Source organism: Acidipropionibacterium jensenii DSM 20535 (genome assembly GCF_000425285.1).
Taxonomy (GTDB): domain Bacteria; phylum Actinomycetota; class Actinomycetes; order Propionibacteriales; family Propionibacteriaceae; genus Acidipropionibacterium; species Acidipropionibacterium jensenii.
The window spans coordinates 17,662-34,081 of sequence record NZ_AUDD01000024.1 but is presented as its reverse complement, the minus strand read 5'-3'; the positions used below and the strand labels follow the sequence as shown (position 1 = coordinate 34,081).

Annotated in this window: 15 protein-coding genes and 1 tRNA gene; 8 read left to right on the top strand and 8 right to left on the bottom strand. The window is 70.2% G+C overall.

The window, feature by feature from the left end:
* Positions 1 to 679, bottom strand: a 679-nt coding sequence (locus H590_RS0111825) for an SH3 domain-containing protein (protein ID WP_028703699.1), incomplete at its 3' end; no start/stop codon positions are given.
* Positions 680 to 776: 97 nt separating this feature from the next.
* Here H590_RS0111825 and H590_RS18685 point away from each other — a divergent pair.
* From H590_RS18685 to H590_RS16505, 3 genes are all read left to right on the top strand, one after another.
* Positions 777 to 1,184 carry a hypothetical protein gene (locus tag H590_RS18685; protein ID WP_161626025.1) on the top strand — a complete coding sequence of 136 codons (408 nt, stop codon included), beginning with the start codon at positions 777 to 779 and terminating at the stop codon, positions 1,182 to 1,184.
* A gap of 108 nt (positions 1,185 to 1,292) precedes the next feature.
* Positions 1,293 to 1,514, top strand: coding sequence for a hypothetical protein (locus tag H590_RS0111815; protein WP_028703697.1), 222 nt, complete (start codon positions 1,293 to 1,295; stop codon positions 1,512 to 1,514).
* A gap of 638 nt (positions 1,515 to 2,152) precedes the next feature.
* Complete coding sequence (locus tag H590_RS16505; protein ID WP_051238578.1) at positions 2,153 to 3,919, top strand: serine/threonine-protein kinase; 1,767 nt, start codon at positions 2,153 to 2,155, stop codon at positions 3,917 to 3,919.
* 19 nt (positions 3,920 to 3,938) lie between these two features.
* On the opposite strand, the gene H590_RS0111805 is transcribed toward H590_RS16505, so the two are convergent.
* Genes H590_RS0111805 through pdxS form a run of 3 tightly spaced genes read right to left on the bottom strand, consistent with a single transcriptional unit; the run spans position 3,939 to position 6,058 of the window.
* Positions 3,939 to 4,535 (bottom strand): DNA-3-methyladenine glycosylase I, encoded by a 597-nt coding sequence (locus tag H590_RS0111805; RefSeq protein WP_269471506.1) that lies wholly within the window; start codon positions 4,533 to 4,535, stop codon positions 3,939 to 3,941.
* A 24-nt stretch (positions 4,536 to 4,559) separates the two neighbouring features.
* Positions 4,560 to 5,156, bottom strand: coding sequence for a pyridoxal 5'-phosphate synthase glutaminase subunit PdxT (gene pdxT / locus H590_RS0111800; RefSeq protein WP_028703695.1), 597 nt, complete (start codon positions 5,154 to 5,156; stop codon positions 4,560 to 4,562).
* A complete protein-coding gene (gene pdxS / locus H590_RS0111795) occupies positions 5,150 to 6,058 on the bottom strand; it encodes a pyridoxal 5'-phosphate synthase lyase subunit PdxS (protein WP_028703694.1) in 909 nt (302 codons plus the stop codon). The genes pdxT and pdxS overlap by 7 nt, the downstream gene beginning before the upstream one ends.
* A gap of 88 nt (positions 6,059 to 6,146) precedes the next feature.
* Between pdxS and pdxR the strand changes: the two genes are divergently transcribed.
* Entirely contained in the window at positions 6,147 to 7,580 is a 1,434-nt protein-coding gene (pdxR, locus tag H590_RS0111790; protein WP_028703693.1) for a MocR-like pyridoxine biosynthesis transcription factor PdxR, read from the top strand.
* A gap of 6 nt (positions 7,581 to 7,586) precedes the next feature.
* Here pdxR and cysK read toward each other — a convergent pair whose 3' ends face one another.
* On the bottom strand, positions 7,587 to 8,522 hold the full coding sequence (gene cysK, locus H590_RS0111785) for a cysteine synthase A (protein WP_028703692.1): 936 nt from the start codon (positions 8,520 to 8,522) through the stop codon (positions 7,587 to 7,589).
* 590 nt (positions 8,523 to 9,112) lie between these two features.
* Positions 9,113 to 10,018 carry a trehalose-phosphatase gene (otsB, locus tag H590_RS0111775; RefSeq protein ID WP_232020966.1) on the bottom strand — a complete coding sequence of 302 codons (906 nt, stop codon included), beginning with the start codon at positions 10,016 to 10,018 and terminating at the stop codon, positions 9,113 to 9,115.
* A 117-nt stretch (positions 10,019 to 10,135) separates the two neighbouring features.
* On the opposite strand from otsB, the gene H590_RS0111770 reads away from it, so the two are divergent.
* Entirely contained in the window at positions 10,136 to 11,539 is a 1,404-nt protein-coding gene (locus H590_RS0111770; RefSeq protein ID WP_028703690.1) for an alpha,alpha-trehalose-phosphate synthase (UDP-forming), read from the top strand.
* 69 nt (positions 11,540 to 11,608) lie between these two features.
* Here the strand turns inward: H590_RS0111770 and H590_RS16500 are convergent, their stop codons facing one another.
* Positions 11,609 to 13,258, bottom strand: a complete 1,650-nt coding sequence (locus H590_RS16500) for an ABC-F family ATP-binding cassette domain-containing protein (protein WP_051238577.1) — start codon at positions 13,256 to 13,258, stop codon at positions 11,609 to 11,611.
* A 216-nt stretch (positions 13,259 to 13,474) separates the two neighbouring features.
* On the opposite strand from H590_RS16500, the gene H590_RS16495 reads away from it, so the two are divergent.
* The 3 genes from H590_RS16495 (at position 13,475) to H590_RS0111750 (ending at position 15,042) form a co-directional block, all read left to right on the top strand.
* Complete coding sequence (locus H590_RS16495; RefSeq protein ID WP_036982255.1) at positions 13,475 to 14,314, top strand: sigma-70 family RNA polymerase sigma factor; 840 nt, start codon at positions 13,475 to 13,477, stop codon at positions 14,312 to 14,314.
* Between the two features lie 17 nt (positions 14,315 to 14,331).
* Positions 14,332 to 14,880: a hypothetical protein gene (locus H590_RS0111755; RefSeq protein ID WP_051238576.1), complete on the top strand. Its 549-nt coding sequence runs from the start codon at positions 14,332 to 14,334 to the stop codon at positions 14,878 to 14,880.
* 86 nt (positions 14,881 to 14,966) lie between these two features.
* Positions 14,967 to 15,042: transfer RNA gene (locus H590_RS0111750), tRNA-Asn, on the top strand.
* 149 nt (positions 15,043 to 15,191) lie between these two features.
* Here H590_RS0111750 and H590_RS0111745 read toward each other — a convergent pair.
* Positions 15,192 to 16,394, bottom strand: coding sequence for an MFS transporter (locus tag H590_RS0111745; protein ID WP_028703688.1), 1,203 nt, complete (start codon positions 16,392 to 16,394; stop codon positions 15,192 to 15,194).
* Positions 16,395 to 16,420 lie beyond the last annotated feature (26 nt).

Genomic DNA, 16,420 nt, shown 5'->3' with positions numbered 1-16,420 from the left:
CCCCCTGCGACAACTGACCCACCGTCCGGAAAGCCGTCCCCGCACCACTCCGCACATTCACACCCACCGACGCATACACAATCCGCCGAACAGACGCGGCGTTCTTCGCCGCGGCGGACTTCGTGGCCGAGGCCTTCTTGGCGGTCTGGGCAGGTGTGGAGGCGCTGGGCGCACGCAGGCTCGCCGGCACGATGGCTGCCGGCTTCGTGGTGGACAGGAATGCCGCCTTCACCCAGCCGGAGTGACCGGCTGCGCTCACGGGAGCCCAGCCGTCGACCGTCGCTCCGCGCAGCGTGAGGTAGCTGTGGGCCGGCAGGATGCCCAACGACTTCTGGTCGGTGCCGGCAGCGCTGCGCAGGTTGACGTTGTCTGTCAGGTAAGCACCGCGCACCAGCGCGGTCGATACCGAGGACGGCGCCTTGGCAGCCGCCGAGGGAGCGCTCGCGGTGACCTTTCTGGTCGACTTCGCCACGGCAGCGGCGCCGAGAGTTCTACTGGAGGCCGGCGCCGCGTCAGTCAGGTACTTGGCCTGGACCCAGCGGGTGCGTCCCTGGAAGACGACCTGCTGGTAGCCGTTCGCGGTGCGGCTGGTGGTCCGGACCTGCTGTCCGGGCGTCAGGGTGGCGACCTTGGGCAGGGATGCCGAGGGACCGCTGCGGACGTTGAGGTAGTCCGTCACCCACGCGGAGTTGCTCCCGGTCGAGGACTCCTCGGAATCCTGCTGGTCAGCACTCTGCTGCTCGGGTGCGGACGGCTTCTGAGAGGATGCCAGGTCCTTGGTGGGCAGCCGCCGACTCGACGTCGAGGACGGCGCGGCGCTGGAGACCGACGGGGCCGGTGTCGTGGCCGACTCAGACGGGCTCGGGGCAGACGGACTAGAGGTCGCGCCAGACGGAGCCGAAGTCGTCGCGGAAGGGGTCGACGTCACGGAAGGGGTCGACGTCGCGGATGAGGGCGCCGCGCTCGAGACGGACGGAGTCGGTGCCGTGGCGGCCGGGCTCGAGGAGGAGGACGTCGCACTGGGGGTCGCAGACGCCGACTCCGGGGCTTCAGCTGTGGTGCTCGCCGCCGTGCTGCTGGACGAGTCCGAGGGCGTGGCAGAAGCAGTAACGGGAGCGTCGGTGCTCATCGCGGCATCAGGAGTCGGGGCAGCATCGGGGGTCGGGGTGGCCGTCGACGGCTGAGCGGCGGCGACCTGGACATCCTGGTCGGCCGTCTGATCGGTCGACTCGGGGGCGGACTGTTCCGCATCCGACTGGGCCGACTCGCCGGCCTGGTCGGCCGGATCCTGGGTGTCGGGAGCCTGGGCCTGCTGCGTCTGTGCGGGAGCGGCGGTCTGCGAGCTGGAGTCGTCCGGCACCGTGGAGGTGGCCCGGGTCGACCGCGTCGAGGCAGTGGCGGACGCCGATCCGCTGTCGGCCGGGACACCGCGCGGCTGGGTGAGCGCCCGCAGGGCGTCGGCCTGTTTGCGCGCAGTCGACCCGTCGTCGACCCGCCGGGTCGCCTGCTGGTGAGCGGTGAGTGGGGCACATCCGGCCATCAGACCTGCCGAGGCTATTGCTGCGACACCGATTCTCAGTGAGTGCGCTGCTCCCATCAGGCTTACTTCCTTCCGCCGGGCGAAACCCGTCTCTCGACTGCTCGAGGCGGTCCCCAGAGCCCCTTCCTGTCGTCCAGGTCGGGACAGGGCCACTGCCATTGCGACTACGGGAAATGTACGTGAGTCCGCCTTCCACGGACCAGTGCCAGATCACCAATCTCCGGCCGCATCAATGCAACACGCCATCCGCGGGGTAAGAAATACAAACATGTGATTCATCTCCTTGGGGGCGTCCACGTAACGCCGTACACATGTATCTGGCAAGGGGCGTAGCTCCACGATCAGGTGGGTCGCCGGTCCGATCCACCGACGACGACAGTGCTTCCATCAGACGCACTGAGAATTTTTCAGCGATCCCTCAAGTGCCGGTTGAGAGATCCCGACCGCCGGACTGATGGGTGATCCCAACCGACCAGAGGACTGCTCATTCCACCCTCCGGCCATCCCCTCATCGTGACCATTGAGCCGACCGGTGCGCCGTTCCCCTCCGGCATCGCAGTGATTGGCTGAGACGCCCGGAGAGCCCGCCACCCGACTTGTAGAATCCCGGCCGTGAATGACGACCAGAGTGAGCCGCAGGGCGCTGGTCGGGCCCTCGGCAGCAACTACCTCCTCACCTCGGTCCTCGGTACAGGCTCGATGGGGGAGGTCTGGCGGGCCACAGACCGCTCCGGCCGGGCCTTCGCAGTCAAACTTCTGCTCCCCGGACTGGCCAGCGACCCCGATCTGGTCCGGCGTTTCGTCACTGAACGCTCGATCGCCCTGGGAATCGACTCGCCCCATGTGGTGCGGGTCCACGACATGGTTGTCGAGGGGCAGACCCTGGCCATCGTGATGGACCTCGTCGACGGCACCGATCTGCAGAGCCTACTGGCTCGTCGCGGCACACTTCCCGCGGGCGAGGCGGCCGAACTCGGCCGCCAGATCGCCATCGGCCTGGGCGCGGTGCACGCCCACGGCATCGTCCATCGGGATGTGAAACCGGCGAATGTCCTGGTCGAGCCCGGCCCTCCCGAGTCCGCCAGACTCACCGACTTCGGCGTCTCCTTCCTCCAGGACGCCTCCCACCTGTCCCACATGACCGCCGTGGTCGGAACGCCGAACTACATGGCTCCCGAGATCATTGAGGGCCATCGCCCCACCGCGGCCTCGGACCTGTACTCGCTGGGCATCATGCTCTACGAGATGGTCTGCGGGGTGACTCCCTTCGCCACCGGCTCCACCATGACCGTGCTGCGCGGTCACTGCCAGTGCGCCCCCGGGCGCCCCGACGGGTTCCCCGAACCACTGTGGCAGATCGTCTCACGGCTGCTTGCCAAGTCACCGACCGACCGGCTCTACCGGGCGGCCGACGTCGCTGCGGCACTCTCGGCGGCCGGCCCAGTCCTGGCGGCCGTTCCCGCCCTGGCCCGGCTGCGCACTCCCCCGCCCGCCGTCCCGCTGCCGCAGCTCGATCCCACAGTGATCCCGGCACCCGACCCGACGTGGGTCCCGGGACCGGCGTCTCCGGCCACGTTCCCTCCGGCCGCGCCTTCTGCTGCTCCTGCTGTTGCGCCCGGTTCCCCGTACCCCGCTGCCGCAGCCTTCCCGGCGCCGGCCGACCCTCGACTCCCCGGGGGATCCCGACGACGCCGTCGAGGTCTGGTCGTCGGCGCACTGGCCGTGGTGGTCATCGCCGCCTCAACCGGCGGCTACCTGTTCTCCCAGCGCGGCACCGGAACGGGTGGGACCGCCGCTGCGGTGGTCGCTCCCACCGACAGCTCGGCTTCCGCGACCTCCGGTCCGGTCGGCGCGACGGCACCCGCCCAGTCCACCGCTCCCGCCCAGCCCACCACTTCCACGCCATCCAGCACGCCGACCGCGGCCGCCACGCCGAGCCTGGTCAGCGCCGGCACCAGCAGCTACCGGAACCAGCGCTACGGCTTCGGGTTCACCGCCCCGATCGGCTGGTCCGGCACCGAGGACGCCGACGGGGTGACCTTCACCTCACCCGACGGACGCGCCACGATGCGCGGCCTGGGGGTCAACACCGGCCTGGCAGACTGCGGCGGCTCCCTCAGCGCCTGCTACCAGACGGCCCAGGACAGCTACCGCGATGCCGGGGCGAGCATCACCTACAAGGCCCACGGCAAGCGCTGGTACGTGATCTCCGGATACCGCTCCAACGGGTCGGAGTACTACGAGCGACGCCACCTGGGCACGGCCTCCAGCAATGCCCTGGTGGTCGATGCGCCGCCCGAGCAGCAGAAGCAGATGGAGGCTCCGATCGGCAAGGCCTCGCTGAGTTTCACGGCGGGCGACCTGTCGACCACCCACTGAGGCGGGCGCCCCGGTCCGGTCACTGCGGCCAGACTCCCGAGCTTCCTCGACGCCATGATCCGACCAGATGGGTGTCGACGATGCCGACCGCCTCCATCAGGGCGTACATCGTGGTCGGACCGACGAACCTGAATCCCCGGGCCCGCAACTCCTTGGCCAGTGCGCGCGACTCCGCCGAGACGGTGGGAACCTCGGCCAGGGTGCGCGGGGCGGGAGTGGTCGACGGCCGGAAGGACCAGATGAGATCGGCAAGTCCACCGTCGGACCTCAGCCTCATGGTCGCTCGCGCGTTGTCGATGGTCGCGGTGATCTTGAGCTTGTTGCGCACGATGGCGGAGTCGTTCATCAACCGCTCGACGTCATCGGCGGCGAACCGGGAGACCACCTCGGGCTGGAAGTCGCGGAAGGCCTGCCGGAACCCCTCGCGCTTGCGGAGGATGGTGAGCCAGGACAGCCCCGACTGGAAGGCCTCCAGAGACAGCCTCTCGAAGAGGCCGCGCTCGTCGCGGACCGGCAACCCCCACTCGGAGTCGTAGTACTCGCGCAGCAGCGGATCGGACACCGCCCACGCCGGTCGAGCCAGCCCGTCCGGGCCCACCACAAGGTCCTTTCCCACGACCCTCACCCTACTGGTTCATCCTCAGGACGCTAACTCCCCCGAGGCCGCCCAGGAGTCGATCCAGGCACGGTGCACCCGCAGATCGGTGCTCTCCTCGGGATGGAAGGAGTAGCCGGTGACGGCGCCCTGGCGCACCCCCACCACCCGACTCTCGTCCAGTCGGGCCACGGCACGCACACCGGGTCCCAGCTCGGTGATGACCGGGGCCCGGATGAAGGTGGCCGGCACCGGATCGGCGACCCCGTCGACCGACAGGAGGGTCTCGAAGGAGTCCAGCTGCGTCCCGAAGGCATTGCGCCTCACGGTGATGTCCAGCACCCCCAGGGTCTGCTGGCCGGGAGCGGCCCCTCGAACCCGGCAGGCCAGGTAGATCAGCCCGGCGCAGGTGGCCAGGGTGGGCAGCCCCGCCGCGATCGCCGCCCTGAGCGGTTCGGCCAGTCCGAATGTGCGGGCCAGCTTGTCGATGACGGTGGACTCGCCGCCGGGCAGGACGATGCCGTCCAGACCCGCCAGATCAGCGGGTCTGCGCACCTGGGTGGTCTCGACGCTGAGCCGGTGCAGCGCCTCGCGGTGCTCGGCGACCCCTCCCTGGAGGGCCAGGACGCCGACCCTCACCAGCCACGCTCCGCGAGACGGTGCGGGGCGGGCACGTCGGCGACGTTGATCCCCACCATCGCCTCGCCGAGCCCCCGGGAGACCTCGGCGATGACATCGGGATCATCGAAGGCGGCGGTGGCCTTCACGATGGCTGCGGCCCGTTTGGCGGGACTGCCGGACTTGAAGATCCCCGATCCCACGAAGACCCCTTCCGCCCCCATCTGCATCACCAGCGCGGCGTCCGCCGGGGTGGCCACTCCCCCGGCCACGAAGAGCACCACGGGCAGCGCCCCGGTGCGCGCCACCTCGCGCACCAGCTCGTAGGGAGCCGCCAGCTCCTTGGCGGCGACGTACAGCTGGTCGGCGTCCATGCTGGACAGGTTGTGGATCTGGCTGCGGATGGTCCGCAGGTGCTTGACGGCCTCGGAGACGTCGCCGGTGCCCGCCTCGCCCTTGGACCGGATCATCGCCGCTCCCTCGGTGATTCGGCGCAGCGCCTCCCCCAGGTTGGTGGCCCCGCACACGAAGGGCACGGTGAAGTCCCACTTATTGATGTGATTGGCGTAGTCGGCGGGGCTGAGCACCTCGGACTCGTCGATGTAGTCGACCTTGAGGGAGGCCAGCACCTGGGCCTCGACGAAGTGCCCGATCCGCGCCTTGGCCATCACCGGGATGGAGACGGCGTCGATGATCCCGTCGATGAGGTCCGGATCGCTCATCCGGGCCACCCCGCCCTGGGCCCGGATGTCGGCGGGCACCCGCTCCAGAGCCATCACGGCCACCGCCCCGGCGTCCTCGGCGATGCGGGCCTGATCAGGGGTGACGACGTCCATGATGACGCCGCCCTTGAGCATGTCCGCCAGTCCGCGCTTGACCCTGGAGGTGCCCGTCTGGGCCTCGTCCTGTGTGTTCTCAGCTGTCATGAGGCCATCCAAGTCCTGCAAAGTGGTCTGTTCCAAGATCCAAATCGCACCACTTGCACTGGTCCACTCTCCCGGTCAGACTGGTCGGGTGAGACGGGACCTGGTGATCGATCTGCCGCTGAGGGTGGAGCGCGGCGGGTCCCGGACACTGTCGGTCCAGCTCGCCGACCAGATCAGGACGCTCATCTCCTCGGGCCGCGTGCGTCCGGGTGACCATCTGCCGAGCACCCGGCAGGCGGCGGCCCGTCTGGGTGTCTCCCGGGGGTGTGTGACCTCGGCCTACGACCAGCTCCAGGCCGAGGGGTACCTGGTCGCGGCGCACGGCTCGGGGACCTCCGTCAACCGGCGTCTCGACGGGCTGCACGCCGGGACGCCGTCCACCGTCCGCACCGGGACTGTCGGGCATGGCGCCGAGGTCCCCGACCGGCCGCATCTGCTGGACCTGCGCCCCGGACAGCCCGACACCTCCTCACTGGCCGACTCGGTGTGGCGCGGTGCCTGGCGCGAGGCGGTGTCCTCCCCGCCGGGACCGGTCGAGGACCCGCTGGGACTGTGGGAGCTGCGCTGCCAGATCGCCGAGCACCTGCGTCAGATGCGCGGCCTGATCGCCACCCCGGACCGGGTGGTGGTGACGGCCGGGGCCCGCGAGGGGCTGGCCACCGTGCTGGGGACCTGGGCCACCCCGGACCGGGCGGTGCTGCGGATCGGGGTGGAGTCGCCGGGCTATCCCAGCCTGCGCCGGGTGCCGCCGGCACTGGGCCACCGGACCGTCGACCTGGCCACTGACGCGCACGGCCTGCGCACCGACTCGCTGCCCGACGGACCCGGGGATGGGCTGGACGCCGTCCTGGTGACGCCGAGCCACCAGTACCCCTACGGCGGGTCCCTCGATGCCGAGCGCCGGGTGGCCCTGACCGCCTGGGCGAGCGGCCACCACAGCTGGCTGATCGAGGACGACTTCGACTCCGAGCTGCGACACGTCGGGTCCCCGCTGCCCGCCCTGGCGGCGATGGCCCCCGATCTCACCGTGCTGCTGGGAACCTTCTCCTCACTGCTGAGCCCATCGGTGGCCTGCGGCTACCTGGTCCTGCCGGCCTCCCTGGTGGCGCCGGTGGGACGGCGCCGGCAGGCCCTCGGACAACCGGTCGGGGCCCTGGTGCAGACCGCCCTGGCGCACTACCTGGCCAGCGGTGCGCTGCGGCGACGCACCCAGCGGATGCGGCGCATCTACCGACGGCGCCGCCAGATGGTCATCGACACCCTCGGCGATCTGCCCGGGGCGCGCCTGCAACCGATCAACGGCGGCCTCCAGGCGGTCCTGGTGTGCCGGGGCGAGGAGACCGGTCTGGTCGAGTGCTGCCGGCGGGCGGGGGTCGGTGTCACGCCGCTGTCGTCCTACTGGGGAGGCGCCGGCGCCGAGCACGGCCTGGTGCTGGGGTTCGGCGCACACGACGACGCCACCCTGGCGCACAGTCTGCGCAGGGTGGCGTCGATCATCGGGGGCCGGATCGACCCCGTGTGAGCGGGTTCAGTCGAGGTAGCCCTTGAACAGGTCGGTGGACTCGTAGCGCTCGGCGGTGTCGGCGATCACCGTGACGATCGTCTTGCCCTCGTTCTCGGGCCGGGCGGCCAGCTGTGCGGCCGCCTGGAGAGCCCCGCCGCCGGAGATTCCGGTGATGATGCCCTCCTCGGAGGCGGCCCGACGGGCCAGCTCGATGGCCTCGTCGCCGGGCACCAGGAGAATCTCGTCGACGATCGACTTGTCGAGGTTCTTCGGGACGAAGCCCGGGCCCCAGCCCTGGATCTTGTGGGGGGCCTTCTGGCCCTTGGTGATCACCGGGGACTCGGCGGGCTCGGCGCCGACCGCCTTGATCTGGGGGTTCTTCTCCTTGAGGTACCGGCCGGCGCCCGAGATGGTGCCGCCGGTGCCGATGCCGGCGACCAGGATGTCGACGGTGCCGTCGGTGTCCTCCCAGATCTCCTCACCGGTGGTGTCGTGGTGGATGGCCGGGTTGGCGGGGTTGTCGAACTGCGCGGCGAGGATCGATCCGGGGGTCTCGGCGACGATCTCGGCGGCCCGCTTGTTGGCTCCGGGGACGCCCTCGGCTCCGGGGGTGAGGACGAGCTCGGCACCCAGCAGACGCAGCAGCGAGCGACGCTCCTTCGACATCGTCTCCGGCAGGGTGATGATCACCTTGTAGCCGCGCGCCGCGCCGACCAGGGCCAGGCCGATACCGGTGTTGCCGGAGGTGGCCTCGACGATGGTGCCGCCCGGCTTGAGCTCACCGGACTTCTCGGCGGCGTCGACGATCGACTTGGCGATCCGGTCCTTGACGCTGGAGGCGGGGTTGAAGTACTCCAGCTTCGCCAGGATGGTGGCCTTGGCGTCGGGGAAGAGCTTGTTGATCCTCACGAGGGGGGTGCCACCGATGAGCTCGGTGACGTCGTTGGCGATCTTGGCCATGGTCTCTTGCTGTCCTTTGCGGTAGTGCGTCCCCGGGGGTTCGGGGACTGTCTGGGTGTTCACGGATGACGTGGTGATGATGCTGGTGTGCTGGTTCTGGAGGACTGGTGGGCGCCCGGGTCGGACCTCATCGGTTCGCGAGGGCCTGGTCCGGACCTCCGGGTCGAGGGCTGCGGGGCCCAGCCGGTTCCGACGAGACGTCTGCAGTACTGACGAGACGACCAGGAGCCGAGTGCCGGTGATCCGGGTACCGTCAACCAGGGGCTGATCGGCGCGGGATCGGGGCTCGCTCGCAGATGAGTTGCCCGTGGCCTCATCGGTCCAGGACCGGGTTCAGCGGCAACAGCTGCTGGTCACCGGACAGGAGGGCATTCGGCAGGCCGGCATCGACATCATGACCACGCATGATGCGTGTGCCATCACTGCGGTGCGCCGTGTCTCCACCTGGCTGTCCTCTCCTCGACGTGCTCCCGACCCTGCGACCACCGCGGTCCTCAGGACTGGCCGTCGAGCACTGGTCTCACTTTAGGCACGGGGTCATCGGGTTGCCAAGAAACTCGCCGCTTTCTTCCGGAATCTGAGATTTGATATCACATTGTGGAACTCTCGGTGATCCGTCCGGAGATCTCGTCGAGGAACGCCGCCACTCCCTCGGGGCCGTCGCACAGCACATCGGCCGACCGTGCCACCCGTGGCTGCTCGGCCGACCAGGACACCACCCTGGCCCCCGGCCTGCCCTCGCCGATCCACTCCTCGACGACGGCCATCGCCGGCAGATCGCCGAGGTCGTCGCCGCACATCAGCAGCACCGAGGGCATGCGTTCGGCGATCAGCCGGCGCAGGGCGTCCCCCTTGGTGGTCTGCCAGGCCTTGAGCTCGACGACGTCGCGGCCCTCCTCCACGGCCAGCCCGAGCTCCCCGGCGAGATCGCGGGCCACCGGCCCCAGCAGCGCCAGGGCCCGGTCGTGCTCGACGGCTCGGCGGGTGTGCAGCACCACCGCGCTGCCCTTGTCCTCGACCATCGTCCCGGCCATCGCGGGATCGGCGGCCACCGCTCGGTCCACCGCCTCCTGGAGCCGGTGGCGGGCCTGCCCCATCACGGCGGGAGGCTCGGGGACCTGCAGCTGCCCGGTGCCCACGTCGTAGCGCTCGACCCCGTACAGACCCAGCATCACCAGATGGTCCAGTCCGCCGCGCCGGTCGACGTCGACCATCTCCCGCGCCCGGGCGACCGGACGTCCGGTGATCACCGCCAGGGTGCCGACCCGTCCGTCCAGCCCCGCCAGGGCCCGGCGGGCCCGCTCGCTCACCGCGGCCCTGGTCGGGTCGGCGACGATCGGGGACAGGGTGCCGTCCACGTCGCTGGCCAGCAGGGTTCCGGCCGGGTCGTGGCCCACCGCCCGCGCCACGGCCCGTCCGGCAGGGGTCAGTGCCACCCATCCGTCGGCCGGTGGCGGGGAGCAGGAGTCCAGATCGGTGTTCGTCGTCTCGCTCACCCGTCCATCGTCACACATCGCCGAACCGGGCCCGGCGCGGACCGGTTGATACGGTGGCCACGGTGTGCCGCCTGCCGGGCAGAGCAATCTGAGACAGGACAACTCGAAGGGGATCACATGTCCGAGACCGTCCAGGAGAAGGCGAGCTTTCTCGTCGTCGCCAACCGACTTCCCGTGGACCGGGTGACCAGCGAGGACGGCACCGAGTCCTGGCGCTCCTCCCCCGGTGGGCTGGTCACCGCCCTCGAACCGGTGATGCAGTCGCGCGGCGGCGCATGGATCGGATGGCCCGGCGCCCCCGACGAGAGGGTCGAGCCCTTCCACCACGACGGCTACGACATCATCCCGGTCCCGCTGTCGAGCCAGGACGTCGAGCGGTTCTACGAGGGGTTCTCGAACGCGACGCTGTGGCCGTTGTTCCACGACTGCATCGCCGAACCGGTCTTCCACCGCGAGTGGTGGGACGCCTTCCGCGAGGTCAATCAGCGATTCGCCAGGGTGGCCGCCGAGCGCGCCGAGCAGGGCGCCACGGTGTGGATCCAGGACTACCAGCTCCACCTGGTCCCCCAGATGCTGCGCGAGATGCGCCCCGACCTGCGGATCGGCTTCTTCCTGCACATCCCCTTCCCGCCCCCGGAGCTGTTCACCCGGATGCCCTGGCGCAAGGAACTCATCGAGGGGGTGCTCGGCGCCGATCTGATCGGCTTCCAGTTCCCCGGCTGCGTCTCGAACTTCCTGCGGCTGGCCCGCAGGCTCCCCGACGTCGAGGGGGCCCGCGGCCGGGTCCACATGCCCGACGGCAGGATGGTCGTCGTCAAGGCCTTCCCGATCTCGATCGACGCCGTCGGGATGCGCAACCTGGCCAACTCCCCGCAGGTCCTGGCCGAGGCGCAGAAACTGCGTCAGGAACTGGGCGACCCTTCGACCATCCTGTTCGGGGTGGACCGGCTGGACTACAGCAAGGGGCTGAGAAACCGCGTACGGGCGATCGGCGAGCTCTTCGAGAGCCGTGACCTGGACCCCGAGCAGGTGGTCTTCCTCCAGCTGGCGACCCCCTCCCGCGAACGGGTCAAGGAGTACCGGATGCTGCGCAACGACATCGATCTGCTGGTCGGCCGGATCAACTCCCAGAGCACCTCCCTGGCCCGCAGCCCGATCGCCTACCGCTACACCTCGGTGCCGCGCGAGACCCTGGCCGCGATGTACCAGATCGCCGATCTGATGATCGTCACCCCGCTGCGGGACGGCATGAACCTGGTCGCCAAGGAGTACGTGGCCTGCCGGTCCCGCAACGACTCGGCCCTGGTGCTCTCGGAGTTCGCGGGAGCGGCGCTGGAGCTGCGTCAGGCCTACATGGTCAACCCCTATGACATCGACGGGATGAAGGCGAGCATCCTGCAGGCCCTCCACGAGTCGCCGCGGGTCAAGGCCCGCAAGATGCGCGCGATGCGCAAGCAGGTCTTCGACCACGACATCAATGTGTGGGCCGACTCCTTCCTCACCGAGCTCGAGAGCAACTGAGCCCGCGAACAACTGACCTCGAGAACAGCTGACGAGAACAGCTGGGCGGACGCCGTCCGGCGGCGCCGCTCAGCGCGGCTGGTCCGCGATGCGGGTTCCCTGCGGGGTGCGGTCGAGCTGCCACTGCCGGTCGATCCGCAGCCTCTCGGCCAGCGTGCCGTCGTGGGTGACCACCAGCAGCGCCCCGCGGTAGTCGGCCAGCGCCTCCACCAGATGATCGGTCGAGGCCATGTCGAGGTTGTTCGTCGGCTCGTCGAGGACCAGCAGCTGCGGGGCGGGGCGGGCGAACAGCATCCGTGCCAGGGCGACCCGGAACCGCTCCCCTCCCGACAGGTCCGCGATCGGCCGCTCCACCGTCGCCGCCCCTATCAGAACCCGCGCCAGCAGGGCCCTGGCCTCGTTCGGGGAGCTGTCGGGGCAGGCCCGGCGCACCGCGTCCAGAGGCGTGGCGAAGGCCGACAGGTCGTCGCGCTGGCCGATCAGACCCACCGGGACCCTGGGGGCCAGCGCACTGGTCACGGGTTCGGCGAACAGTTCAGCCGACCGGACCGCCAGCCCGGGATCGGTGCTGCCCAGGGCGATCTGCACCAGGGTCGACTTCCCGATGCCGTTGGGCCCGGTGAGCCGGATCCGCTCCGGACCGTCCATCCGCAGCGTCCGGTCCCCCACCTGGAGGGCCAGCAGCTGTCTGCCCTGGGGCACCGCGGTCTCGGGAAGGTCGATGCGGATCCGGTCGGGACGCCGTGCCGCGGCGTCGGCACGATCTCTGGCGGCGGCCGCCTCGTCGGCCTGCTCCTCGCGCGCCTGGCGCCGTGAGGCCGAGTTCTTCTCGGCCTTGTTGACGAAGAAGTGCACCGCCCCCTTGCCCATCCCCGAGGTTGCCGCCTCCCGGCGTCCCACCCTGTCGCGCTGGGCGCGGTGCTGCTGGTCGGCGGCCGCCTGCCGCCGGACCCTGCGCACCTCCGCCTCGGCCTGGCGCAGCCGCTGGTCGGCACTCTGCTGCTCGCTGCGTCTCAGCTCCTGGTATCCCGACAGGGTCCCGGAGAACAGTCTGGCCCCCTCGGGGCTGCCGGGGTCGAGCTCGACGATGGCGTCGACGTGCTCGAGCAGCTCGCGGTCGTGGGAGACCACCAGCACCGATCCGGACCAGTGGTCCAGGGCGTCGTGGAGCCGGGCCCGGGAGTCGGCGTCCAGGTTGTTGGTCGGCTCGTCGAGAAGGCTGACGTCGGCGCCGGCCAGTCTCACCCCGGCCAGCCCGACCAGGGTCGCCTCACCGCCGGACAGGCTGGTGGCCGGCCGGTCGAGGAGGTGCTCGTCGGCGGGTATGCCGAGGCCGGCCAGCTGGGCGACGGCCCGGGGCTCGATGTCCCAGTCGTCGCCGATGGTTGCGTAGGCGGCGGGGTCCACCGAACCGGCCTCCACGGCTCTGAGGGCCGAGCGCACCGGGGCGATGCCGAGCAGCTCGGCGACCGTGGTGCCGGGTCGGGAGGCGACGTCCTGGCGCAGCAGGGCGACGGTGCCGGTGACCCGGACGGTTCCCGCGGTCGGTGTGAGGTCGCCGGTCAGCAGGCGCAGCAGGGTGGTCTTGCCGGTGCCGTTGTCACCGATGAGGCCGGTGCGTCCGGTGGGCGCGGTGAGGCTGAGGTCGGTGAGGACGGGGGTTCCGTCCGGCCATGAGAAGGACAGGTGGTCGACGACGACCGATGGGTGTGAAGACATGAGGATCCTGGGTGCTCGGGTGTGCAGGGCCGTGCGGCAGCCGCCAGAGCGGGTGCCATCCTCAGTGCTTCAACGTTCCTCCTGGTTCGGGGCGCAGACCACTGTACCGCCTTGGCTCGACGACCCCCCTGTGACGGGTGTGGACAACTTTTTTTCTGTCCACAGATCGACTGCCGGCCCTCGACGCAGACTCGCGCCGGGGGTGAGCCTCGGTGCATGAACTTCGCAGAATTCATCAGTCGTGCCGGATCGGGTCGTCTCACGGCGGGCCAGCAGCACCGCCTGTTCCTCATGATGGAGGCCGGCCTGGTGGCTCAAGCCGTGAGGCACGGCGACCTGGTCGTGGCCACCGATGCGACCACCGGGGAGCTGGACAGACTCATCGAGGAGGGCCGGCGGGCCCACGAACGGCTGTGGCAGTCCAATCTCCCCCTGGCCATGAGAATCGCCGGGGAGACCGGCCGCTCCCGGGCGGTGGCCTCGGAGGATCTCATCCAGGCCGCCTGCGTCGGGCTGGCGGAGGCCCTGATGCGCTTCGATCCGCGCCGGGGGCTGAAGTTCTCCACCTACGCGTGGCCCGCGATCCGGCGTCGGGTCGCCGAGGAGCTGATGGGAGGAGACTCGTCGCGACCGGTCTGGCGCAGGCGGACCGAGTGCGCGGTCGACCGCCGGGAGATGACCCTCACGATGGAGCTGGGCCGGCCGCCCGGGGACGCCGACATCGCCACCGACCTGGGAGTCGATGTCGCCTGGGTCCGAGATCGTCGGGGACGCCGTGGCGATGTCCCGATCGGTGAGGCATGGCTGCTGGAGCAGCTGATGCCCCGCGGCGACGCCGCCGAACCGGACGAGCACTGGCTGACCGAGGCCCGTCGGCAGCTGCCGCAGCTGCAGCGACGCATCATCGATGCCCACTTCGGCCTCGGGGGCCGGGCAGTGCCACGCCACAGGCTGGCGGCCGAGCTGGGGATCAGCGACCGGGCGGTGCGTCGGATGGAGCTGCGCGCACTGGAGCTGATGCGCGATCTGGCGGCCCGTCACAGGGAGGAGTCGTGACGCGGGAGAATGTCCCCATGGCCCAGTTCTGGAAGCGTCTCATCGACTCCGCCTCGGCGCACCGGCGCCCCGATCCCCCGGTGATGGCCGCGGTGGCGGCGGTGATCGGGGTTGACGAACCCCACCTGCTGGCGTGGGGGGAGGGTCATCACGGGGACACACCGGTCACGGTGGTCGCCGTCGACGAGGGTCTGGCCCTGGTCGACCCCCAGGGCGGCGCCGAGGCGGTGGCCTGGCACGAGGTGGTGCGCGGCGGCTGGCGGGAGGAGGGATCGACCCTGTGGTGGTCCTTCCTCGACCAGCAGTCCGACGAGGTGAGGCTGGAGGAGCCCGGCGACCTTCCGGAGGTCTTCAACGACCGGGTGACGGCGTCCATCGTGGTGCGCGAGCCGGTCCCCGCCGAGGGAGGCACCGTCGTCATCGCCGGACGTCGCCGGCTCGGCCGGCTGGACACCGGCCAGATCCTGTGGACGGTGATCGCCGACGGTGACGCCGATCTCACCAGCCCCGACATCGAGAGGCGGGTCCTGGATCGCACCGCAGCACTGCAGAAGGAGTGGCGCTGAGGGGTCCGAGATCCCCCCGGAGCCGCCGCTTTTGCACCGCACCGGGGAGGCTGCTAGAGTCTGATCTCGCGTCAAGGCGCCGTTGATCCCCTGTAGCTCAATTGGCAGAGCATCTGACTGTTAATCAGAGGGTTACTGGTTCGAGTCCAGTCGGGGGAGCCATCGCACGCACGGGCCGGGCCTTACAGGCCCGCCCGGCGGCCAAGATCGGCCATCACCCAGCATCGTTGCGGGTAGGCCGACCCGGTTTTCCTCGCTCATCCCCGTTCTCTCATCACCGGTGGAACGACTCGCTCGTCCAACCGGAGCTCTCAGGCCTCGCGTCGGCCCGTGGCCCTGCGCAGACTCGGCAGCCCGATGATCATGCAGAGCACCATCAGCCATGCCGAGCCGACCACCACCAGGAACCCGCCGTGGGCACCCGATCCGTCGATGATCCGGCCGGCCAGGGTCGAGCCGGCCGAGGACCCGACATTCATCGCCGTGATGGTCCAGGTGAGTCCCTCGGTGAGCTGAGCCGGGGTCACCACCCGGGCCACGATGGTGTTGACATTGGTCATCGTCGGAGCACAGGTCACCCCGGTCACCAGCATGACCAGCCCCAGAACCAGCAGACTGTGCGCCAGCAGGAAGGTCGAGGCACCCACCGCCAGCAGCAGGATGCCGGCCGCGAAGAGCTTCCACAGCGGTTGACGCCAGACCCGCGAGCCGTAGAACAGCCCGGACAGGAAGGACCCGGTGGAGAAGAAGGCCAGCAGGATCCCGGCCATCGCGGCCGCCCCGTGCTCACGGGTGAACGCCACCACCGACACGTCATTGGCCCCGAACAGCGCGCCGGCGCCGATGTAGGTCGCCATCAGGACCAGGATCACGGGATTCCTCAGCACGCTCGGCCGCCTCTCCCCCGGCACCCGGGGAGTGGGGGCGGGCTCCGAGGAGGTCTGGGCGAAGAAGGCCAGCCCACCGGCCACGAAGCAGACGGTGGCCAGCACCAGTCCGCTCACCGGGTGGATGGCGGCACCCAGCACCGTCGACAGCACCGGGCCCACGATGAAGATGAACTCGTCGACCGCCGACTCCAGGGCATAGGCGGTGTGCAGCTGCCCCGGGGACGCGACCACCTTCGACCACCGCGAACGGACCAGGGATCCCGGCGACCCCCAGGTCGCACCGCCCACCACAGAGAGGGCGAAGAGCACCCAGACCGGGGACCGCGTCACGATGGCCGCCGCCAGCAGCGCCATCGACGCCGACGAGATGAGAATGGAGGGCGCCATCACGCGGCGCTGGCCGTGGCTGTCGACCAGTCGGGCCAGCAGCGGTGCGCACAGGCAGCTGGTGAGAAGGCTCGCCGCCCCGACGGCCCCGGCCAGGGTGTAGTTGCCGTAGGCGGCGCGCACCGACAGGATGATGGCGATTCCGACCAGCGACATCGGCAGTCTCATCAGCGCTCCCGGCAGCGAGAACCGCCAGGCCCCGTTGGTGCGCAGCACGTCGGCGTAGGTCGAGAACACGATGGGCCATGCTACCGGGCGGTGCC

Coding starts and splice junctions, on each gene's coding strand:
- H590_RS16500 (WP_051238577.1), bottom strand. CDS start 13,258: ATGTCTTCACACCCATCGGTCGTCGTCGACCACCTGTCCTTCTCATGG.
- H590_RS16495 (WP_036982255.1), top strand. CDS start 13,475: ATGAACTTCGCAGAATTCATCAGTCGTGCCGGATCGGGTCGTCTCACG.
- H590_RS0111755 (WP_051238576.1), top strand. CDS start 14,332: ATGGCCCAGTTCTGGAAGCGTCTCATCGACTCCGCCTCGGCGCACCGG.
- cysK (WP_028703692.1), bottom strand. CDS start 8,522: ATGGCCAAGATCGCCAACGACGTCACCGAGCTCATCGGTGGCACCCCC.
- H590_RS0111770 (WP_028703690.1), top strand. CDS start 10,136: ATGTCCGAGACCGTCCAGGAGAAGGCGAGCTTTCTCGTCGTCGCCAAC.
- pdxS (WP_028703694.1), bottom strand. CDS start 6,058: ATGACAGCTGAGAACACACAGGACGAGGCCCAGACGGGCACCTCCAGG.